The sequence below is a fragment of the Alloiococcus otitis ATCC 51267 genome (genome assembly GCF_000315445.1).
In the GTDB taxonomy this organism is placed as follows: Bacteria; Bacillota; Bacilli; order Lactobacillales; family Carnobacteriaceae_A; genus Alloiococcus; species Alloiococcus otitis.
In genome coordinates, this window is sequence record NZ_JH992957.1 from 533,949 (window position 1) to 550,093 (window position 16,145).

Genomic DNA, 16,145 nt, shown 5'->3' on the forward strand with positions numbered 1-16,145 from the left:
ACGGTTAAATCATCAAATTGCCAAAGAAAACAACAACAAGTAGATAGCCGACCATAGCAGTGATGATCCCATTAAAGGTTAGCTCGATATGGCCAATTCGCTCCAAAATGCCCCCATGCTTGATGGTTCCATTGTAGAAGCCAATCGCAGCAATAAACATAAAGATAAAGACAATCGTTTTCATACTGTACTCAGCAAGGTCAACTGTAAATTCATAGTTTAGTAAAAAGGCTGTTAGCGGCCGGGCAAACACTCCGGTTAGTAAGGAAGCTAGTCCCAAAGCCAAAACAGTTAACCGGACTGACCGTTTAGGCTTGTCGAAACTGGTCTTCAACTTGTCCCCAAAGAGCATGGTCGAGTATTTAACAAAGGACATAATCGTACCCAGGTTAATCAAGTTGAGGAGTAGGGTAATGACATAGTCTTCCGTTCCATGGATAATCATGTATTTGGAAATGGAAGCATTAAAGAACGGTGCCCCCATAATCCCTAAAATGGAAAGCAAGCTGGCAATTCCTACCATGGGCATGGTCCTCATGACCCCCCTAATCTTGTAAACATCCCGGGTGCCGTATGCCTCGTAAATCACTCCGGCTGTCAAGAACAAGGTGGACTTAAAGATGGCGTGGTTGAAAATGTGGAGGACCCCACCCCAGAAGGATATTTCAGGTCCCAGGTTTAATCCCACCATAATGAGGCCAATCTGAGAAACCGTGTGGTAGGCCAAGATTAACTTGATATCGTGCTGGCCAAGTGCCATGGTAAAGCCGATGATAGCTGTGATAAAACCAATGACTAAGAAGAAGTCGGACATGTCAATGACGGGCTGGAACATGACTGAAAACCGGATAAAAAGGTAGACCCCAGTCTTTATGTATAAACCGGACAATAAGGCTGACACAACTGGCGGAGCACTGGGTGTCCCGTGGGCCTTTGGAAGCCAAGAGAAGAGGGGTGAAACAGCTGTCTTTAAGGAAACTGTAACCATCATCAAGGCAAAAGGGACGATCATGGACCGGGGATCTTCAACCAGGGTCATGGCTTTTTGCAAGTAGCGAACATCCAGTAAGCCAAAGGTCTGGTACAAGATCCCGATACTTAAGAGTAAGAAAGTTGTCCCGATGACATTAACAAAGAAGTAGATCATCCCGTCATAAATGGCTTGTTTTTCTTTGTTGATCATAATTAAGACAGAAACTACTACAGTCGCTACTTCTAAGAAAATAAAAATGTTAAACAAGTCACTGGACAAGAAAAGCCCACAGATCAAACCTTGTAAAACCAAGTACAAAAAGGTGAACTGACCTTGGAAGTAGTCTTGACCCGACCCGTAAATAAGGTAGAACATGAATAAAACAGCGGTAATCAAAATCAAAAAAGTACTCAAGGTATCGGCATAGAGGGACAAGGCCAAGCCGTCTTGGTAGCCAGCTGAGTTCCACAAAATGGAACCCTGGTCAGAAACGGTAAAAAAGAGGTAAAAAGCATAGCCTGCAAAAAGAAACTGGAACACGAGGAGAAAGATATTTCGGATGATGCCCTTTAAGCCATAAGAGACGAGCCCCGCCACAATGGGCAAGAGGACAAATAAATAAAGGGGCATCATCTTCCACGTCCTTTACTCGAATCCCGGGTCCAGTGGGTAATACCGTGTTCTTGCTTGTAGTGCATGAACATGGTCAAGCCAATAGCGGTAACCCCTATTCCGATAACAATGGCTGTAATCATCAAGGCCGATGGTACGGGGTCAGCTACCAAGATCCCTTCAATATCCCCAATAGGTGGTACACTGGCGTAGTCAAAGTTGATATTGACATAAAATAAGTAAATACCGGACTCCATAATGGACATGGAAACAATGGTTTTGATAATGGATTTTTTAGTCATCAAGCCATAAAGGCCGACGAAAAATATGATAATGCCAACAATCTGGCCATTTGCAAATTCCATAAACTTCATCTACTTTCTAAGCTGGTGGTATTAATCGTTACTTGCCCCTTCAAAGAATACGAAGCGATAAAAGATCACACTTAAGCCACAGAAAACTTTCAAGCCGATCAAGGTGTTCATTATAATCATGTAAGTTTCATTGGTAAAGTTAGACTTAGGCACGAGGCCAATAAAGATATAGGTCACTGGGACTAGGATAATAAAAATAAAGAGGATTTTTTCGAAGGTTTCCATCAGGTCTAAGTCAATGTCAAAGTTAGGGTAGACTAAGTAGCGGGTAATAAGGGCCGTTGCAAGAATGGTCCCTCCTTGGAAGCCACCGCCTGGAGATACGTGCCCATTTAAGATGACATAAAGACCAATTAAGACAACAAATGGATAGACAATCCCCATCATCCGGATTATGATCTCGGAATTGCTTTTTAAAGTAATCATCTTCGGCCGTCCAGGTTTGGCAGCAGGGTGCTTGTTGGACCAGGAAACATTGATAACCTCCATAACCGATACCAAAAGCATTAAGGCTTCAAAGAGGGTATCGAACATCCGGTAGTTTAAGTAAATCCCAGCTACAGCGTTCTTAGCCCCAGTCTCAGCATAGAAATTATCGGTAAAGAATTCCATCAAGGGGGCACCCAGGTCTTCATTAAAGTTGACAAAATGGTAAACAACCACGGCAATTCCAGCCAAGGTTAGGAGGACGCGGATATAAAACATCATGGAATTAGCTCGACTACTCATTTGTTGCCACCTCCTGGTCCCGGTATACGACACGGATGTCGTCGATACTTTCTAAGATATCATACATGTTCCCGACGATATCCTGGAAGACTTGGTCATTGGTATAACCGTAAAGATAGATCAAGTCTTCCTTATTGACAATAATGATATCGTGCTTGTCCTTATCCAGTAGGGCTTGAACATCTTGGTCAGTATAGGTTACTTGGGGTTCAAGCTCTACCGTCTCTTCGATAAATTTCTCAAGGGGACGGACAATGGTGTTTTGAATAGCCCTAATCTCTGAGTCATCAAAGTGCTCAATTCCCTCGTGGATGTAAACCAAGTCATAGACCCGGACTTTTTTGATGGCAACTAAGTAAATAATGGTTGACAAACCGACCCCGATAGCCGTTTCAGCCAGGGCCACGTCAGGGGCATTATAGTAGAGAAAGGCTAAGGCCATGAGGAGAGAAAAGACCTCTAAGTAAATGACCGTCCGCATGAGGTTTTCCGCCTGAACACTGACAAAAGCCAAGATGACTAGGGAAATAAGTAAGATGATTTCATACATTGGCTATTTCTCCTTCTTAATCTTGTAGTCTCTTAAATCGGCAGACCGGACAGTAGCGTGGGTGGCAATAGGGTTGGTGATAATATAAAAAACTAATAGGATTAAGACTTTCAAGGTAAAGAAGGAAAAGCCCATCCGGATCATATAACCCAGCAAAATGGTAATAAAGCCAACCGTATCCACCTTAGAAGTCACCAGGATCCGGTTAAAAAAGTCATTAAAGCGGAAGGTTCCAAAGACTCCCAGGGCCGTGAAAATCAAGCCAATAATAATGATGATATTAGCGATTAAATTGGTCAAGGCATCCACTAAATATCACCTTTTCTTTCTATGAACCGTGCAATCATTATCACACTCACAAAGCCTAGAATTCCGTAAATAATGCCGACATCAACCATGTATGTACGATTGATTACAACACCGAGAACAACCGCCATCACGATAGCCTTAGCAGAAAAAAAGGACGAGCCGAGAAGTCGGTCCCAAACAGTTGGTCCCATGATCACACGGTAGATGGCACCTAACGATAGGATCATCATGGCAATTAATACAAATAAATCAAAAGACATCTTTATCTACCCTCTTTATTTCCTTTCTGCTCTTCTTCAAATTTCAACAGTAATTTTTCGACCTTGAGGGGTAAAACTTGGTGGGGATCCTCATCAAGTCCTTCCGATTCCAAGGATAGGATTCGGAGTTCACTTCCGTTTTTCTCCACAGTTACTGTCCCTGGGGTTAAGGTGACTGAGTTGGCCAACATGTCGACTAAGAATTCATCCTTTAAGTCGGTCACAACAGTTATGATGGCCACATCGCTTTCGCCTTTGACAATGTTTGGAATGACGGACCAACCGGCAGAGAAAATTTCAATCAATAAAACCAAAGCATAGCGGATAATCTGACCCACATTCAACATATATCGGTCTTCATAGTTGCCGTAAATCAGCAAAAATTGGTCGGTAAAGACAATCACCCCAACTGATAAGATGACTCCGGAAATAAGGACGAAGGGGGTTATTTCTTCGAATAAGACGATCCAAATGACAAAGAGAATCAACATGGTTTCAATGTTAGCCTTTATTTCTTTTTTTAATATATTAAAAGCATTTTGCACGCTTTTCACCACCCTTCTCTTCTTTTCATTCATTTTAATTGTTTAAGACTTATCAATATGGTCGACTTAATAAATATTTTAGCTTTTTCAATTTTAAAATTCAACGATATTATACTATTTCACAAAGATTAACTAGGCTTGCCAGGCGAAAATACCAAGGAAAATTTTCGCCTTTATCTATCCCCCAAACTGAGAAAGGGCTAACATTATTAAATAAATCACAATAAAAGACTAGTCTGTTTTTGCAACAAGCTAGCCTTTAAATCGGGTAACATAAGTATTTATAATAATTATACTATCGTTGACTGTAACTTTCGACATGCCACTCTCCTTCCCCGTACTGCAAGTAGACGACATATTGCTGGCCGGTCGAAGCCTCAGTTACCGTTGCTTCAACCCGGCCCGGTCCGTCATTGCCAATCCAGTTTTCAATCAAGTCGCCCTCCGCAATCCCTGTGACGGTTTGGACCTTGTCACGGATTTCTACGCGGTCAGCTGACCCATCCGAGTAGTCGGTGGCATGGTTGGGGTCGTGGGGTGGGTTTTCGTTGATAATCGATTCGTCGCCCTGACCGTCTTCCCCTTCTTCCTCATCTTCTGGGTCTTCTTCCTGGTCATCTTGATCAGTATCTTCTTCCTCTGCTTCTGACTCTTGGTCTGGGTCCTCCCCTTGACCACCTGCTTCACCACCTTCATCCCCACTACCATCAGCCTGGAACAAGTCACGAATATTGCCAATGGTATCTTCCTGGACTAAATCTTCAGATACATTATCAGCCCGTCCATCGCTGAAGTTCATAATAACGATTATAAAGGCAACTAAGATTAAAAATAAGAGGGCAATTAAGATATAGAAGATTTTATCAAAGGTTGAAGTTTTCTTCTTGTCTCGCTTATCTTGCTTGTCAGCCCGGGCAAAATTTTGATTTTTCTTATTCTTGTTTCTTTCCGCTCTTGTTTGGTATTCATCACTCATACCATTTCCTCCTTTTCTTTAGCTAGCTTACCGTCGCAACCGCTTCAAAGCCTGGACCACAATCGGTGCTAGAACTGCAGCCAAAACCGCTTCAGCTAAACCACTGGTCACAATAATGACAAGCAAGGCATAGCCTAGGTTACTGGCATCAATACCCATTGCTTGCCCAATTTCGGCATTGAAAAATAAGTAGATAAACAACATCACCAGTAGGGTATTGGTCATAGACCCGATAAAAGATGCGACCCCCATCGATAGCTTGTTATTCCTCACTTTGTTATGTAGTAATTGATAAGTCAAAACGGTAGTGGTCCCGATTAAGAGTCTCGGGACAATGGTGATAATGGGGTTGACCCAAATTAAGGGGTCAAGTGGGGTGGCCGGCATGGCAAAGGCACGAAATAGCCGGATGAGCCCCCAGATTAAACCAGCAATCATCCCGTCCTTCATCCCCATTGACAAGGCCACAACAATAACTGTGACATGAATAATAGTGGGGTTCAAAGGTGGAATAGGAATATTCCCCAAAAAAGGGATCATGTTTTGGATAAGCAAAATGGCTGTAATAATTCCCATCCGAGTCAAACGACTGGTTTGTTTAGGTCGATTCATCTAATTTACACACTCCATCACATTAACAATTTCTGTCCAAACTGAGTCATCTTGACATAAAAGCGCTTAAGCAAGAAAGCAAGAGTTTAGGTACCCTTGCAGATCAGTTGGTTAAATAGCAGACTGGTAGACCCGGTTTAACCGCATCAGTAAAATGGATAATTTCTGCTTTTCATCCTCGGTCCAAGAAGACAAAAGGTCGGCAAAAGCTCGGTCTGCTTCTTCTTGGTAGGATTGGTAGCGGTCCTTAGCAAACTTGGTCATCTCGAAATAAGCGTAACGCTTATCTTGGCCTGGTAATTTTTTCAAGAGGTCTTTTTTGACCAGGTTATTGACTTGGCGGCTAATAGTTGACTTGTCCAGTTTACTAGCCTGGGTGATATCTTTTAAGGTCATTTGGTCATCCTGGATAATATCAAACAGGAAGACGCTGGATTCCGTTAAATGATAATAGTCCAAAATCATTTGGTTTAACTTGCGGTGCAAGCGGGTAAACTCATCCATCCGGTCCAACAAGGTTCGTATGTCCACTCCACCAGACATGACAGCCCTCCTAAAACACTTGATTTATACAACAATATAGCAGTTTTTATAGGAGTTGGCAAGATTTGACCCAAGTCTAGGCTTGGCTCACTCAGCCAAGGTCAAGTCAACCTAGCCTGATTATATCTTATTTTTAAAAAAATAAAAGCCTAATTAATTGATTTAAAGTATTTATTTTATTTTGTCCTCAACTAGGCCAAATGCTATAATAAAAAGGATGAAAAGGAGTGCGAATAATGACTTTTGATGGTTTGTTTACACATGCAATGGTTCAAGAATTAAACCGAGACTTAAAAGGAGGTAAGATAGCCAAAGTCTACCAACCCTATGAAAACGAAATTATCCTCCGTATCCGGGCCAACCGCCAAAACCAAAACCTCCTCCTGTCCGCCCACTCCCAATATGCCAGAATCCAAATCAGCCAGCAAGGCTTCACCAACCCCCAAGAACCCCCCCATTTTTGTATGATTTTGCGTAAATACTTGGAAAATGGTGTCCTTCAGTCCATCAACCAGGTCGAAAATGACCGGGTTGTTCATTTTAATATAGCCAGTCGAAATGAACTGGGAGACCAAATGGATATTATCCTAGTTGTTGAAATAATGGGCCGGCACTCCAATATTATCTTGCTAGACCAAACTGACAATACAATTATCAACAGCATCAAGCACATCTCTCCCAGCCAAAACTCCTACCGCACTATTTTACCCAATAGTCCCTACAAACCTGCTCCAAGCCAGGACAAGGTTAACCCCTATGACTTTTCCCAGATTAGCCAAGTCCTTATGGAGTCCAAAAAAGCTAGCCAAAGAGCCATACAAGATAACTTGCAAGGGTTTTCCCGCCAAGCAGCCAAGGAGTTGGCTGAGCGCTTAGACCGAGCCCAAGACCCCAACCAGACTTACCAGGACTTTATCCAGGCCTTTGACCTGGCGGGACTTCAACCTAGCCTTTACCAATTGGACCAGGGCAAGGAAAAGTTCACTGCCTTCCCCTACTCCACTTTAGCAGGTGACCGAAAAGACTACAGAACTTTGAGTCAACTTCTAGACCGCTTTTATGATCAAAAGGCTGAACGAGACCGAATCCACCAATTAGCTTCCGACCTCTACAGCCTGGTTAACAATGAATTGAAAAAAAACAGCAAAAAGCTGGACAAGATTACAAAGGAGCAGGAAGATAGCCAAGCTGCTGATAGCTACCGAGTCAAGGGAGAAGTGCTCACAGCCTACCTGCATGAGGTCCAACAAGGGATGTCCTCCATCAGGCTGGATAATTTTTATGAAGAGGGTCAAATTGAGATTGACCTGGACCCGCAAAAGTCACCAGCCGACAATGCTCAGGCCTACTTTTCTCGCTACCAAAAGATGAAAACTCGGCAAAAACGGCTGAAAGAACAAATACAGGCCACCCACCAAGAAATTAACTACCTGGAATCGGTCCTAGCCCAGTTGGATGTCGTCTCCCAAGAAGATATCGAAGAGGTCCGGGATGAACTCCGGAGCCAAGGCTATCTCAAGGCCCAGACCAGGAAGAAAAAAGGCAAAAAACAAAAGAAATCCAAACCCTTCCACTTTAAGGCCAGTGACGGAACCGATATCCTAGTTGGTCGCAACAACACCCAAAACGATGAATTAACCGGGCGAATAGCCAATAAAAACGACTGGTGGCTCCACACCCAAAACATCCCCGGTTCCCATGTCATCGTCCGGTCAGCCAACCCTAGCGACCAAACATTAGAAGAAGCGGCCATGCTGGCAGCCTATTACAGCAAATACCGTGATTCGGCTTCGGTCCCGGTTGATACCGTCCAAGTTAAATACGTCAACAAGCCTAATGGGGCCAAACCCGGTTTTGTCACCTATGAAGGGCAAACTACCTATTTTGTCACCCCCAGCAAGGACAAGGTACAGAAATTAGCTGTTAAGTAATTAGTTTCATAATACAATAAAAGCCAACCTTGTTATGACAGTCTTTGTGTCGAGAAAAAAGGTTGGCTTTTTATTTTGTTGTATAACACAATTTTTCTTTCTTTGCTTTCAAACTAGCTAGAGCTTCTCTTTTTCGATAATGTCGTAGACCTTGCGGACACATTCCTCATGGTCGTGTTTGCGAGCTGGGCATTGGTAGCGGCCGAAGAAGATCATCCAATGGTGGGCCTGGCTCCACAAGTCTTTGGGTAATTTGTCGTTGAGTCTTTTTTCGACCTGGGCAATGGAATCGTCTTCCGCTGCTATATGGAATTTCTTGGCGATCCGGTTGACATGGGTGTCAACAGCAATAGCAGGTTCTTCAAAAGCCACACTCATGACAACATTAGCTGTCTTCCGTCCTACCCCGGCTAAACTCTCTAAGTCCTTGCGGTTAGAAGGCACCTGTCCGTCAAACTTGTCGACGATATCGCTAGCACATTGCTTGATAAATTTGGCCTTGTTGCGGTAGAGGCCGATCGTTTTTATTTTGTCTTCAATGTCAGCTTGGTCGGCCTCTTTCAAGTCTTCTGGCTGGGGATAGGCTTCAAAGAGCTTGGTCGTCACCTTGTTTACCGCCGTATCCGTGGTTTGGGCACTCAAGATAACAGCTATTAATAGCTGAAAAGCATTGTCATGGTTGAGCTCTGCCTTGGCATCTGGGAAAAGTTTGCCCATTGCCTTGACCACTTGGGTAGTTTCCTTACTGGATAATAGTTTTGTCAACTTGCTAACACCTTCCTGGTTGTGGGATTCTTGGATAGTCATTAAAATGGTTGACTTACTCTAGTCTAATCTTGTGACTGGTCCTTGTCTTTCAGGTCTTGAAGCCAGTTATAGAGGGGAACTTGGGGCTGGTTGCTTGACTTATCGGAGTCAGGCTTTCTCCGGCCTTCCCTAGCCTTGCGATACTTTTCTTCTTCAGCTAAGACTTGGTCTTTGGTCCGAATATTTTTACGTTGCCAGCTGAGTAAAATCCTGTCGATATAGCGCAGGTTGTAAACCTGGTTTAAGACCGCTTGTTTTAAAGCCATTTGAATTAAACCGGGCTGGTACTTGTCTTCATCAATCCAGGCAGAAATAGTTTCAATTTCAATGGGAGACAAAGGCCGGCCAAATTCAGATTCAAACATCTTATACAAGCGGTTGGCTGCTTCTTCTTGGTTTTGGGCTTCTTCCTTGTGTTGGTTTTGGTCCAAATAAGTCAGGAGTCGGTTGTACAGAGGGTCTAGGCTATAGACATCCTGGCTTTTACCGTCTGGCCCTTTAGCAGTTTGTATCTCTAAGACCTTCTTCTGGATCAAGGAGTGGATCCGGTCAAAAGCCTGGTCCTGGCTGATATGCATCCGGTTGGCCAAGTCTTGTGGATCAGGAAAAACTTGCCCCTGGTCCAAGTCCGACTTGAGTTCCAACAGGGTCACTAGGTCTACTTCGTTTAAGCCAATATCTCGGTAGTGGGCCAAAACTAGGCGGGAAATGGTCAAGTTCCCTGCCTTGACCCATTTTTTAACGAGCGATTGCTCCATCATATGCTCTCTCCTTTCTATCTAGCCTAGTTAGGTTAAAGTACATTTCATGATTTATAAAAAGGGACTCTGACCCGAGGCCATGTCCCTTTTAAAAGTCTCCTGTAAGCTCTTATGGGTAAATCCGGTTAAGTAGTCTTGGGAAAGGAGAAGCTTCACGAATGTGCTCAATCCCCGCCAACCAAGTCACTGTCCGCTCAAGACCAAGCCCAAAGCCGGAATGGGGGACCGATCCGTAACGGCGGAGGTCCAGGTACCATTCGTATTCTTCTGTTCCCAAACCGAAGTTCTCAATTTCTTCTAAGAGTTTGTCCAAGTTATCTTCCCGCTGTGACCCACCGATAATCTCACCGTAACCTTCTGGGGCAATCATGTCGGCACAAATGACCACATCGGACCGGTCCGGGTGTTTTTTCATGTAGAAGGCCTTGATGGCTTTAGGATAGTTGGTGATAAAGATGGGACGGTCGTATTGAGAGGCTAGGAAGGTTTCTTCTGGTGACCCAAAGTCGGCTCCCCATTCAATGTCAAAGTCATTTTCTTGCAGGATTTCAATCGCCTGATCATAAGAGATTCTTGGATAAGGCAGTTGGGCAAATTGACGTAATTTGCCCTTGTCCCGACCTAAAACTTCTAAGGCATAGTCACAATTGTCTAAAACACTGTTAATTAAGTGGGAAACATACTCTTCTTGGATTTTTAGGGATTCTTCGTGTTCAACAAAGGCCATCTCAGGTTCAATCATCCAAAATTCGATCAAGTGCCGGCGGGTTTTGGACTTCTCAGCCCGGAAAGTTGGCCCCAAGGTGTAGACCTTCCCAAAGGCCAGGGCAGCCGCCTCAGCGTAGAGCTGACCGGTTTGGGCCAGGTAGGCTTTTTGGTCAAAATACTCGGTTTGGAAGAGGTCGGTGGTGTTTTCTCCAGCATTGCCCACCAAGATAGGGGAATCCAACTTGATAAAGCCTTGGTCTTGGTAAAACTCATGGGTAGCCCGGATAACTTCATTGCGGATGAGCATAATGGCATGTTGTTTAGAAGAACGAAGCCACAAGTGGCGGTGGTCCATCAAGAAGTCGGTCCCGTGGTCTTTCGGGGTGATGGGGTAATCATGCGAGTCACTGATCACTTCAATGTCTTCAACCTGGATTTCATAGCCAAATTTGGACCGGTCATCTTGGGAAATTTCACCGGTGATCCAGATAGAAGTCTCTTGGTTGAGGTTTTTAGCTAGGTCAAAGGTTTCTTCAGACACCTTGCTTTTCACCACGACTGCTTGGAAAAAAGCTGACCCGTCTCGAACTTGCAAGAAGGCTATTTTCCCGCTGGAGCGTTTGTTGGCAACCCAGGCCCCAAGCTTTACCTTTTCACCGACGTGGTCTTTAGCATTGATAATACGAATTGTTTCCACTGCTCAATCTCCTTCATTCTTCTTTTGTTCTGCTGGCTATAAATTGCTAATGGTACGCAGCCACTGCCCTGTTTCAAGGTCGGCATAATAGTAACCAAGTTGGCCTGCCTGGTCAAGGAAGGACACTTCCCAAACGGGTGTGGTCTCATCGACAAAGCCGGCTCGGATGGCGAAGATTTCACTAGGGTTCAAGTCTGCTTGAACTTGTTGGTAGACATCGTATTCACTGGCAATGTCCTGGTAGTCAAAGACCTGCATGGCCCCGTCGCTTATTCTGACAATGGCCAGCTGGAGAGTTTGGTCGCCATTTGTGCCGGACACGGAAAAATACGTTTCTTCTGGTCCGTTAAACCAATAAAAGTCATTGACCTCTTCTAGGTCCGTATGCTCTTGGACATAGGCCGTTGTCTCAGACCGGGCTTGGTAGATGGGCTGGGTAGACTCACGAAAGAGCCTTAAGCCACCTAAAATGATCCCGGTAAATAAAATAGCCAAGCCTAATAGTACCTTGGTCACTGGTCTTCCTCCTCTAGCTATAACATGGATATTATACCAAATTATGACCTTGAAATAAATAAGTGGGACCAAATAAGTCTCTGACGACTTGTACCCTCAAAGTAATGGTCCACCCCTTTTTTCAGTTTAGTTTTACTGAAGGTCACAAGCCTCCCCTAAAAACTGGTTGACCGCTTGGGGAAGATCTTTTAGGAGGCAGCGCTTGTAGTCTTCTCCCCCTGGCAGGGATTGTTGAAAAATCGAAGCATAGTTGGCATGGAGAAAGCGGTCATCCAAGATGACAAAAACTCCCCGGTCTTTCTCAGACCGGATCAAACGGCCATATGCCTGCTTGGTCTTAATCACAGCCCGAGGCAGAAGGTCATCTTTAAAGATATTCATCCCCTCTTCTTTCATCCTTTGGTGTTCATCTTTCACCAAGGGCATGTCGGGGGAATCAAAGGGGAGCCGGGTAAGAATGACGACTTCCAAAAACTCGCCGGGCAGGTCAATCCCTTCAAAGAAGGTATCCGACCCAAACAAAATGCTCTTCTTAGCCCGTTTGAATTGTTTGAGAATTTTATACCGTGAACCAGACAGGTCTTGGGCCAAGAGGGCATAATCTGACAGCAGGCCGGATGCTGTTAAGGTATGGTAGACCTCTTGGAGGACCTCATGGGAATGAAATAAAATTAGGGTTTTCCGGTTCAAGTTTTTCATCATGGTCACGATTTGGGTGACCAGGTGGTGGACCAAGTGTTGGTTGGAGAACTTTTTAACCGGCACCAGGTCCTTGGGTACAAGGATCTGAGCCTGGTCTTTGACTTGGTAGGGGCTGAGATAGGCAAGGTATTTAAGGTTTTTAGCCTGGACTTGCTTTTCAAAAAAGGCGACCGATTGATTGACAGACAAGGTAGAAGAAATGTAAATGACATGGCTTATGGCATGGAGGTTGGCCAAAAGTTGGCTCTTCTTCCCTTGGCTAAAACTCTTGAGCCGGATACTGGTATCCAAGGAGGAAGCATAGGCTTCAATCCAAATGAGCCGGTCACTGCCGTAAGGACCAAAAAGCTTGTTAAAGTCCCGGTAAAAGTCACTTAATTGGTTAGAGATGGTAAAGAGGTCTTCAAGCAAGAGGTGGTCTGACTTGACGAAGGCATCCTGATAGCCTTTCAAATCTTGGTAGATTGTTTGGAGCTCCTGGATTAATTGGTTTAGGCAGATACCTAAACGCTTGGTCTGGTCTAAGTCAGCAATGGCTTCCGGGTCATCGATAACCTCTTCCAACCAGCCTTGTCTGCCTTCCATCTCTAAGGAAGGAATGAAGAGTTCAAAAAAGTAGCTGACAGCTTCTGCCAGGCGACTTCGGCAAGTAACTAGTCGGTGGATTTGGGCCTGGCTTAGCCACCTTCTTTGGGTATAGTCTTCCATCCGGTCGATGAGGGTTCCATCACTAGAATAGTCCCCTAAGGCTCGAAGCAGGCGGGTAATTTTAGACTTGTTCAGTGAACTTTGAGCTAAGCCCCCGGTCACCTTGGCCAAGTGTTGGGCTTCGTCAATGATTAGGTGGTCAAAGTTGGGCAAGACCCTTTGGCCGGGCATCCGGTTTAGGTCGGTAATCAGGTGGGCATGGTTGGTAATGACAATATCAGCTGATTTAGCTTGGCGGACCAAGCGTTTATAAAAATCCTGGTCGGACAAGAGTGGAAGCTGGCTATATCGGGTGATAATGGCCTGCCAAAAAGGGTGATTGAGGCTGTCAATATTAAGCTCATCAACATCTCCCGTTTCGGTTTCAGTCAACCAGACCAAGACCTGCATGGCGATCATAGCCGCAGAATCCCCTGAGCTAACCGACTTGAGGGCCTGGCTAAACCGGGTCAGGGATAAGTAGTGGTGACAGCCCTTGAAGACTAAGACTTTGGGTTTTAAGGGACTGACTTGCTCCATAAAGGGCAGGGCTTCTTCTAGAAGTTGGTCCTGCAAGGTCCTGGTATGGGTCGAAATCACTACGGGCTTGCCCACAAAAACACTGGGTACCAGGTAGGCCAAAGACTTGCCGATCCCAGCTGGTGCTTCAATGGCTAGCTCCTCATTTTCCTTGTCTTTGTTAAAATAATAATAAATTTGGTCCATCAAGTCCCCTTGTCGCTGCCGCAGACGAAAGGACTTGGCAAAAAACTTAGCCTTGTCCCTATCTGTCAGTGGGTAATCCTTGAGCGACCGGGAGAGGCGGATATCAAAGGATTTTTTGGGGTCTTTGATGGCCAAGCCTTCATAAAAAACCAAGCCATTTTCCAAGTCAGGCGACTGGTCTTTCACCTGGTTATAAGCCTGGTCAATCAACCACTGGGTATCCTGGGCCAAACCCTGGCTTAAGTCTGAGACCTGCTTGAGGGTAAGGGGAGGCAGGCTGGCTAGCTTGCCTATAATTTTATCCAGCAGGAAGGCAGTGGCCCGAGCATCATAGAGAGCATCGTGGGCCTGTTCAATGTCATAGCCCAGCCAAGTGGTCAAATCGGTCAAATTATAGTGGTCTGCCTGGGGGAAGCAAATCCGGGACAAGGCGACCGTGTCGATGGCCTTGGTTTGAAGGGGTTCTAGACCCACCGCTTCAAATCGTTCATTTAAAAACCGGTAGTCAAAATTGACATTATGGGCGACAAAGACCGCATCCTCTAAGAGGTCATGGATGATATGGGCAATCTCATCAAAGTGGGGGGCTTGGTTGACCTCCTTTTGAGAAATTCCCGTCAGTTTTTGGATTCGAATGGGAACCGGTCGCAAGGGGTTGACCAGAGTATCAAACTCTTCAACCACCTGGCCGTCTTCCAGCAAAATACAGGCAAACTGAATCATCCGCTCATCAGTCCCTAAACTACCAGCGGTGGCTTCGATATCCACTATGGCATATAAATTGGGGTCTTCCATCTCTCCCCTCCTTCCTAATCATCTTGCTTTTCGTCTTCTATTGCATAGTCTTTTAAATGCTGGAGTAATTGGTCTTTATCATTTGGCCAATCGCCTCGGACAACAGCTTTTTCGGCCTGGTTGAGGGCTGATCCCAACCAAGGCCCTGGCTTGCGACCATAAGCTTCCATCAGGTCATAGCCGGTTAGGTCTAAGTCACTGGAGGAGTGGATGGCTAGCTTTTGGTAGGTCTCCTTCACTTCGGCTTGCTTACCTTCTTGGCCTAAGACTTCCAGCAAAGTTTCAATATCTAAACTCAAGTCAAGTCCCTGCTGGTAGATGGCATAAGGATCCAGTGACTTGCCATTTTTCCGGTCTTCCAAGCCTTCAACCAAGATTTCCGTTTGGTCCACCATAGCCTTGGAAGTCTTCCAAGTTCTAAGAAAAGTATTAATGTCTTCCTGGTAACCCTTGGGCTGGATATAGCGGACGTAATACAAGAGCAAGGCCCAAGCCTGGCGGTCAGAGTCAAGCGAATGGGGGTTGGCTACCAAGTAGGTCAAGGCCGCTTTTTTATTGCTTAAGAGGGGGCAGTAGTCATAGAGCTTGGTCTCAATCATGGCCTTTACCCCCTTCTGGCGGTCCTGACCTGTCAATAATTTAACCCACTCGACTTGGATCCTTTCCACGGCAATCTCTTCTAAAAGCTGGCGGTGTTTTTTAATGGCCGCCTTGGTGTCCTGGGCGATTTCAAAACCGAGCTGGCCAGCAAAGCGAACTGCCCGCATCATCCGCAAGGCATCTTCATTAAAGCGCTCTTCTGCCTGACCCACTGCCCGGATAAGGCCATCCTCCAAGTCTTGAATGCCGTCAAATAAGTCGGTCACTGCCCCATTTCGGTCTAAGGCTAGGGCATTAATAGTGAAGTCTCGCCGCTTCAAATCTTCTTCTAAAGAACGCACAAAATGAACCGAATCGGGTCTGCGGTGGTCTTGGTAGGTGGATTCGGTCCGAAATGTTGTGATTTCATAAGAGGTCCCTCCTTGGAGGACCATGACAGTCCCGTGGTCTATCCCCACATCAACCGTCTTTTTAAACAAGGCCTTGACTTCTTCAGGTTGGGCCGAGGTTGCAATGTCCACATCATTCAAGTCTAGGCCAAGCAAGGCATCACGAACACTCCCTCCGACAAAATAAGCCTCATAGCCTCCTTCAATGAGGGTATCTAAGACCGGAAGAGCCTGCTTGAATTCTGGGAGGCGGTTTAGGTCGACCCGGCCTTCTCGGGCTAGGTCTTGACCCTTACCTGGTTTTTGTTTTTCTTTATCTTCAAATGACTTTCCCACGTCATCA

17 protein-coding genes are annotated in these 16,145 nt (G+C 45.3%); 1 reads left to right on the plus strand and 16 read right to left on the minus strand.

Annotated features, from left to right (window positions below; all coding sequences use genetic code 11):
* Positions 1–4 precede the first annotated feature (4 nt).
* The 10 genes from HMPREF9698_RS02465 to HMPREF9698_RS02510 all read right to left on the minus strand — a co-directional run bounded on the left by HMPREF9698_RS02465 (position 5) and on the right by HMPREF9698_RS02510 (position 6,483).
* Entirely contained in the window at positions 5–1,606 is a 1,602-nt protein-coding gene (locus tag HMPREF9698_RS02465) for a complex I subunit 5 family protein (RefSeq protein WP_003776985.1), read from the minus strand.
* Positions 1,603–1,950, minus strand: coding sequence for a sodium:proton antiporter (locus HMPREF9698_RS02470; RefSeq protein ID WP_003776987.1), 348 nt, complete (start codon positions 1,948–1,950; stop codon positions 1,603–1,605). Before HMPREF9698_RS02470 ends, HMPREF9698_RS02465 begins: the two co-directional genes overlap by 4 nt.
* A gap of 30 nt (positions 1,951–1,980) precedes the next feature.
* Positions 1,981–2,688, minus strand: coding sequence for an MnhB domain-containing protein (locus tag HMPREF9698_RS02475; RefSeq protein ID WP_003776990.1), 708 nt, complete (start codon positions 2,686–2,688; stop codon positions 1,981–1,983).
* The gene (locus HMPREF9698_RS02480; protein WP_003776993.1) at positions 2,681–3,238 is read right to left on the minus strand and encodes a Na(+)/H(+) antiporter subunit B; all 558 of its coding nucleotides are present in this window, start codon (positions 3,236–3,238) and stop codon (positions 2,681–2,683) included. Before HMPREF9698_RS02480 ends, HMPREF9698_RS02475 begins: the two co-directional genes overlap by 8 nt.
* A 3-nt stretch (positions 3,239–3,241) precedes the next feature.
* Positions 3,242–3,547 (minus strand): monovalent cation/H(+) antiporter subunit G, encoded by a 306-nt coding sequence (gene mnhG, locus HMPREF9698_RS02485; protein ID WP_003776994.1) that lies wholly within the window; start codon positions 3,545–3,547, stop codon positions 3,242–3,244.
* The gene (locus HMPREF9698_RS02490) at positions 3,547–3,807 is read right to left on the minus strand and encodes an MrpF/PhaF family protein (RefSeq protein WP_003776996.1); all 261 of its coding nucleotides are present in this window, start codon (positions 3,805–3,807) and stop codon (positions 3,547–3,549) included. Before HMPREF9698_RS02490 ends, mnhG begins: the two co-directional genes overlap by 1 nt.
* A gap of 2 nt (positions 3,808–3,809) precedes the next feature.
* Positions 3,810–4,361: a Na+/H+ antiporter subunit E gene (locus tag HMPREF9698_RS02495; protein WP_245530950.1), complete on the minus strand. Its 552-nt coding sequence runs from the start codon at positions 4,359–4,361 to the stop codon at positions 3,810–3,812.
* A gap of 286 nt (positions 4,362–4,647) precedes the next feature.
* On the minus strand, positions 4,648–5,328 hold the full coding sequence (locus HMPREF9698_RS02500; RefSeq protein WP_003776999.1) for a DUF1510 family protein: 681 nt from the start codon (positions 5,326–5,328) through the stop codon (positions 4,648–4,650).
* Between the two features lie 27 nt (positions 5,329–5,355).
* Positions 5,356–5,940: an ECF transporter S component gene (locus HMPREF9698_RS02505; protein ID WP_003777001.1), complete on the minus strand. Its 585-nt coding sequence runs from the start codon at positions 5,938–5,940 to the stop codon at positions 5,356–5,358.
* A gap of 111 nt (positions 5,941–6,051) precedes the next feature.
* The gene (locus tag HMPREF9698_RS02510; protein ID WP_003777003.1) at positions 6,052–6,483 is read right to left on the minus strand and encodes a MarR family transcriptional regulator; all 432 of its coding nucleotides are present in this window, start codon (positions 6,481–6,483) and stop codon (positions 6,052–6,054) included.
* A gap of 236 nt (positions 6,484–6,719) precedes the next feature.
* On the opposite strand from HMPREF9698_RS02510, the gene HMPREF9698_RS02515 reads away from it, so the two are divergent.
* Positions 6,720–8,414: an Rqc2 family fibronectin-binding protein gene (locus tag HMPREF9698_RS02515; protein ID WP_003777005.1), complete on the plus strand. Its 1,695-nt coding sequence runs from the start codon at positions 6,720–6,722 to the stop codon at positions 8,412–8,414.
* A 117-nt stretch (positions 8,415–8,531) separates the two neighbouring features.
* Here the strand turns inward: HMPREF9698_RS02515 and nth are convergent, their stop codons facing one another.
* The 6 genes from nth to HMPREF9698_RS02545 all read right to left on the minus strand — a co-directional run bounded on the left by nth (position 8,532) and on the right by HMPREF9698_RS02545 (position 16,138).
* Complete coding sequence (gene nth, locus HMPREF9698_RS02520) at positions 8,532–9,221, minus strand: endonuclease III (RefSeq protein ID WP_003777006.1); 690 nt, start codon at positions 9,219–9,221, stop codon at positions 8,532–8,534.
* 23 nt (positions 9,222–9,244) lie between these two features.
* Complete coding sequence (locus HMPREF9698_RS02525; RefSeq protein ID WP_003777008.1) at positions 9,245–9,982, minus strand: DnaD domain-containing protein; 738 nt, start codon at positions 9,980–9,982, stop codon at positions 9,245–9,247.
* Between the two features lie 109 nt (positions 9,983–10,091).
* Complete coding sequence (asnS, locus tag HMPREF9698_RS02530) at positions 10,092–11,387, minus strand: asparagine--tRNA ligase (RefSeq protein ID WP_003777010.1); 1,296 nt, start codon at positions 11,385–11,387, stop codon at positions 10,092–10,094.
* 36 nt (positions 11,388–11,423) lie between these two features.
* Positions 11,424–11,903: a cell wall elongation regulator TseB-like domain-containing protein gene (locus HMPREF9698_RS02535; protein ID WP_003777012.1), complete on the minus strand. Its 480-nt coding sequence runs from the start codon at positions 11,901–11,903 to the stop codon at positions 11,424–11,426.
* A gap of 132 nt (positions 11,904–12,035) precedes the next feature.
* Complete coding sequence (locus HMPREF9698_RS02540; protein ID WP_003777014.1) at positions 12,036–14,813, minus strand: helicase C-terminal domain-containing protein; 2,778 nt, start codon at positions 14,811–14,813, stop codon at positions 12,036–12,038.
* A gap of 14 nt (positions 14,814–14,827) precedes the next feature.
* Entirely contained in the window at positions 14,828–16,138 is a 1,311-nt protein-coding gene (locus HMPREF9698_RS02545; RefSeq protein WP_003777015.1) for a CCA tRNA nucleotidyltransferase, read from the minus strand.
* Positions 16,139–16,145: the final 7 nt, after the last annotated feature.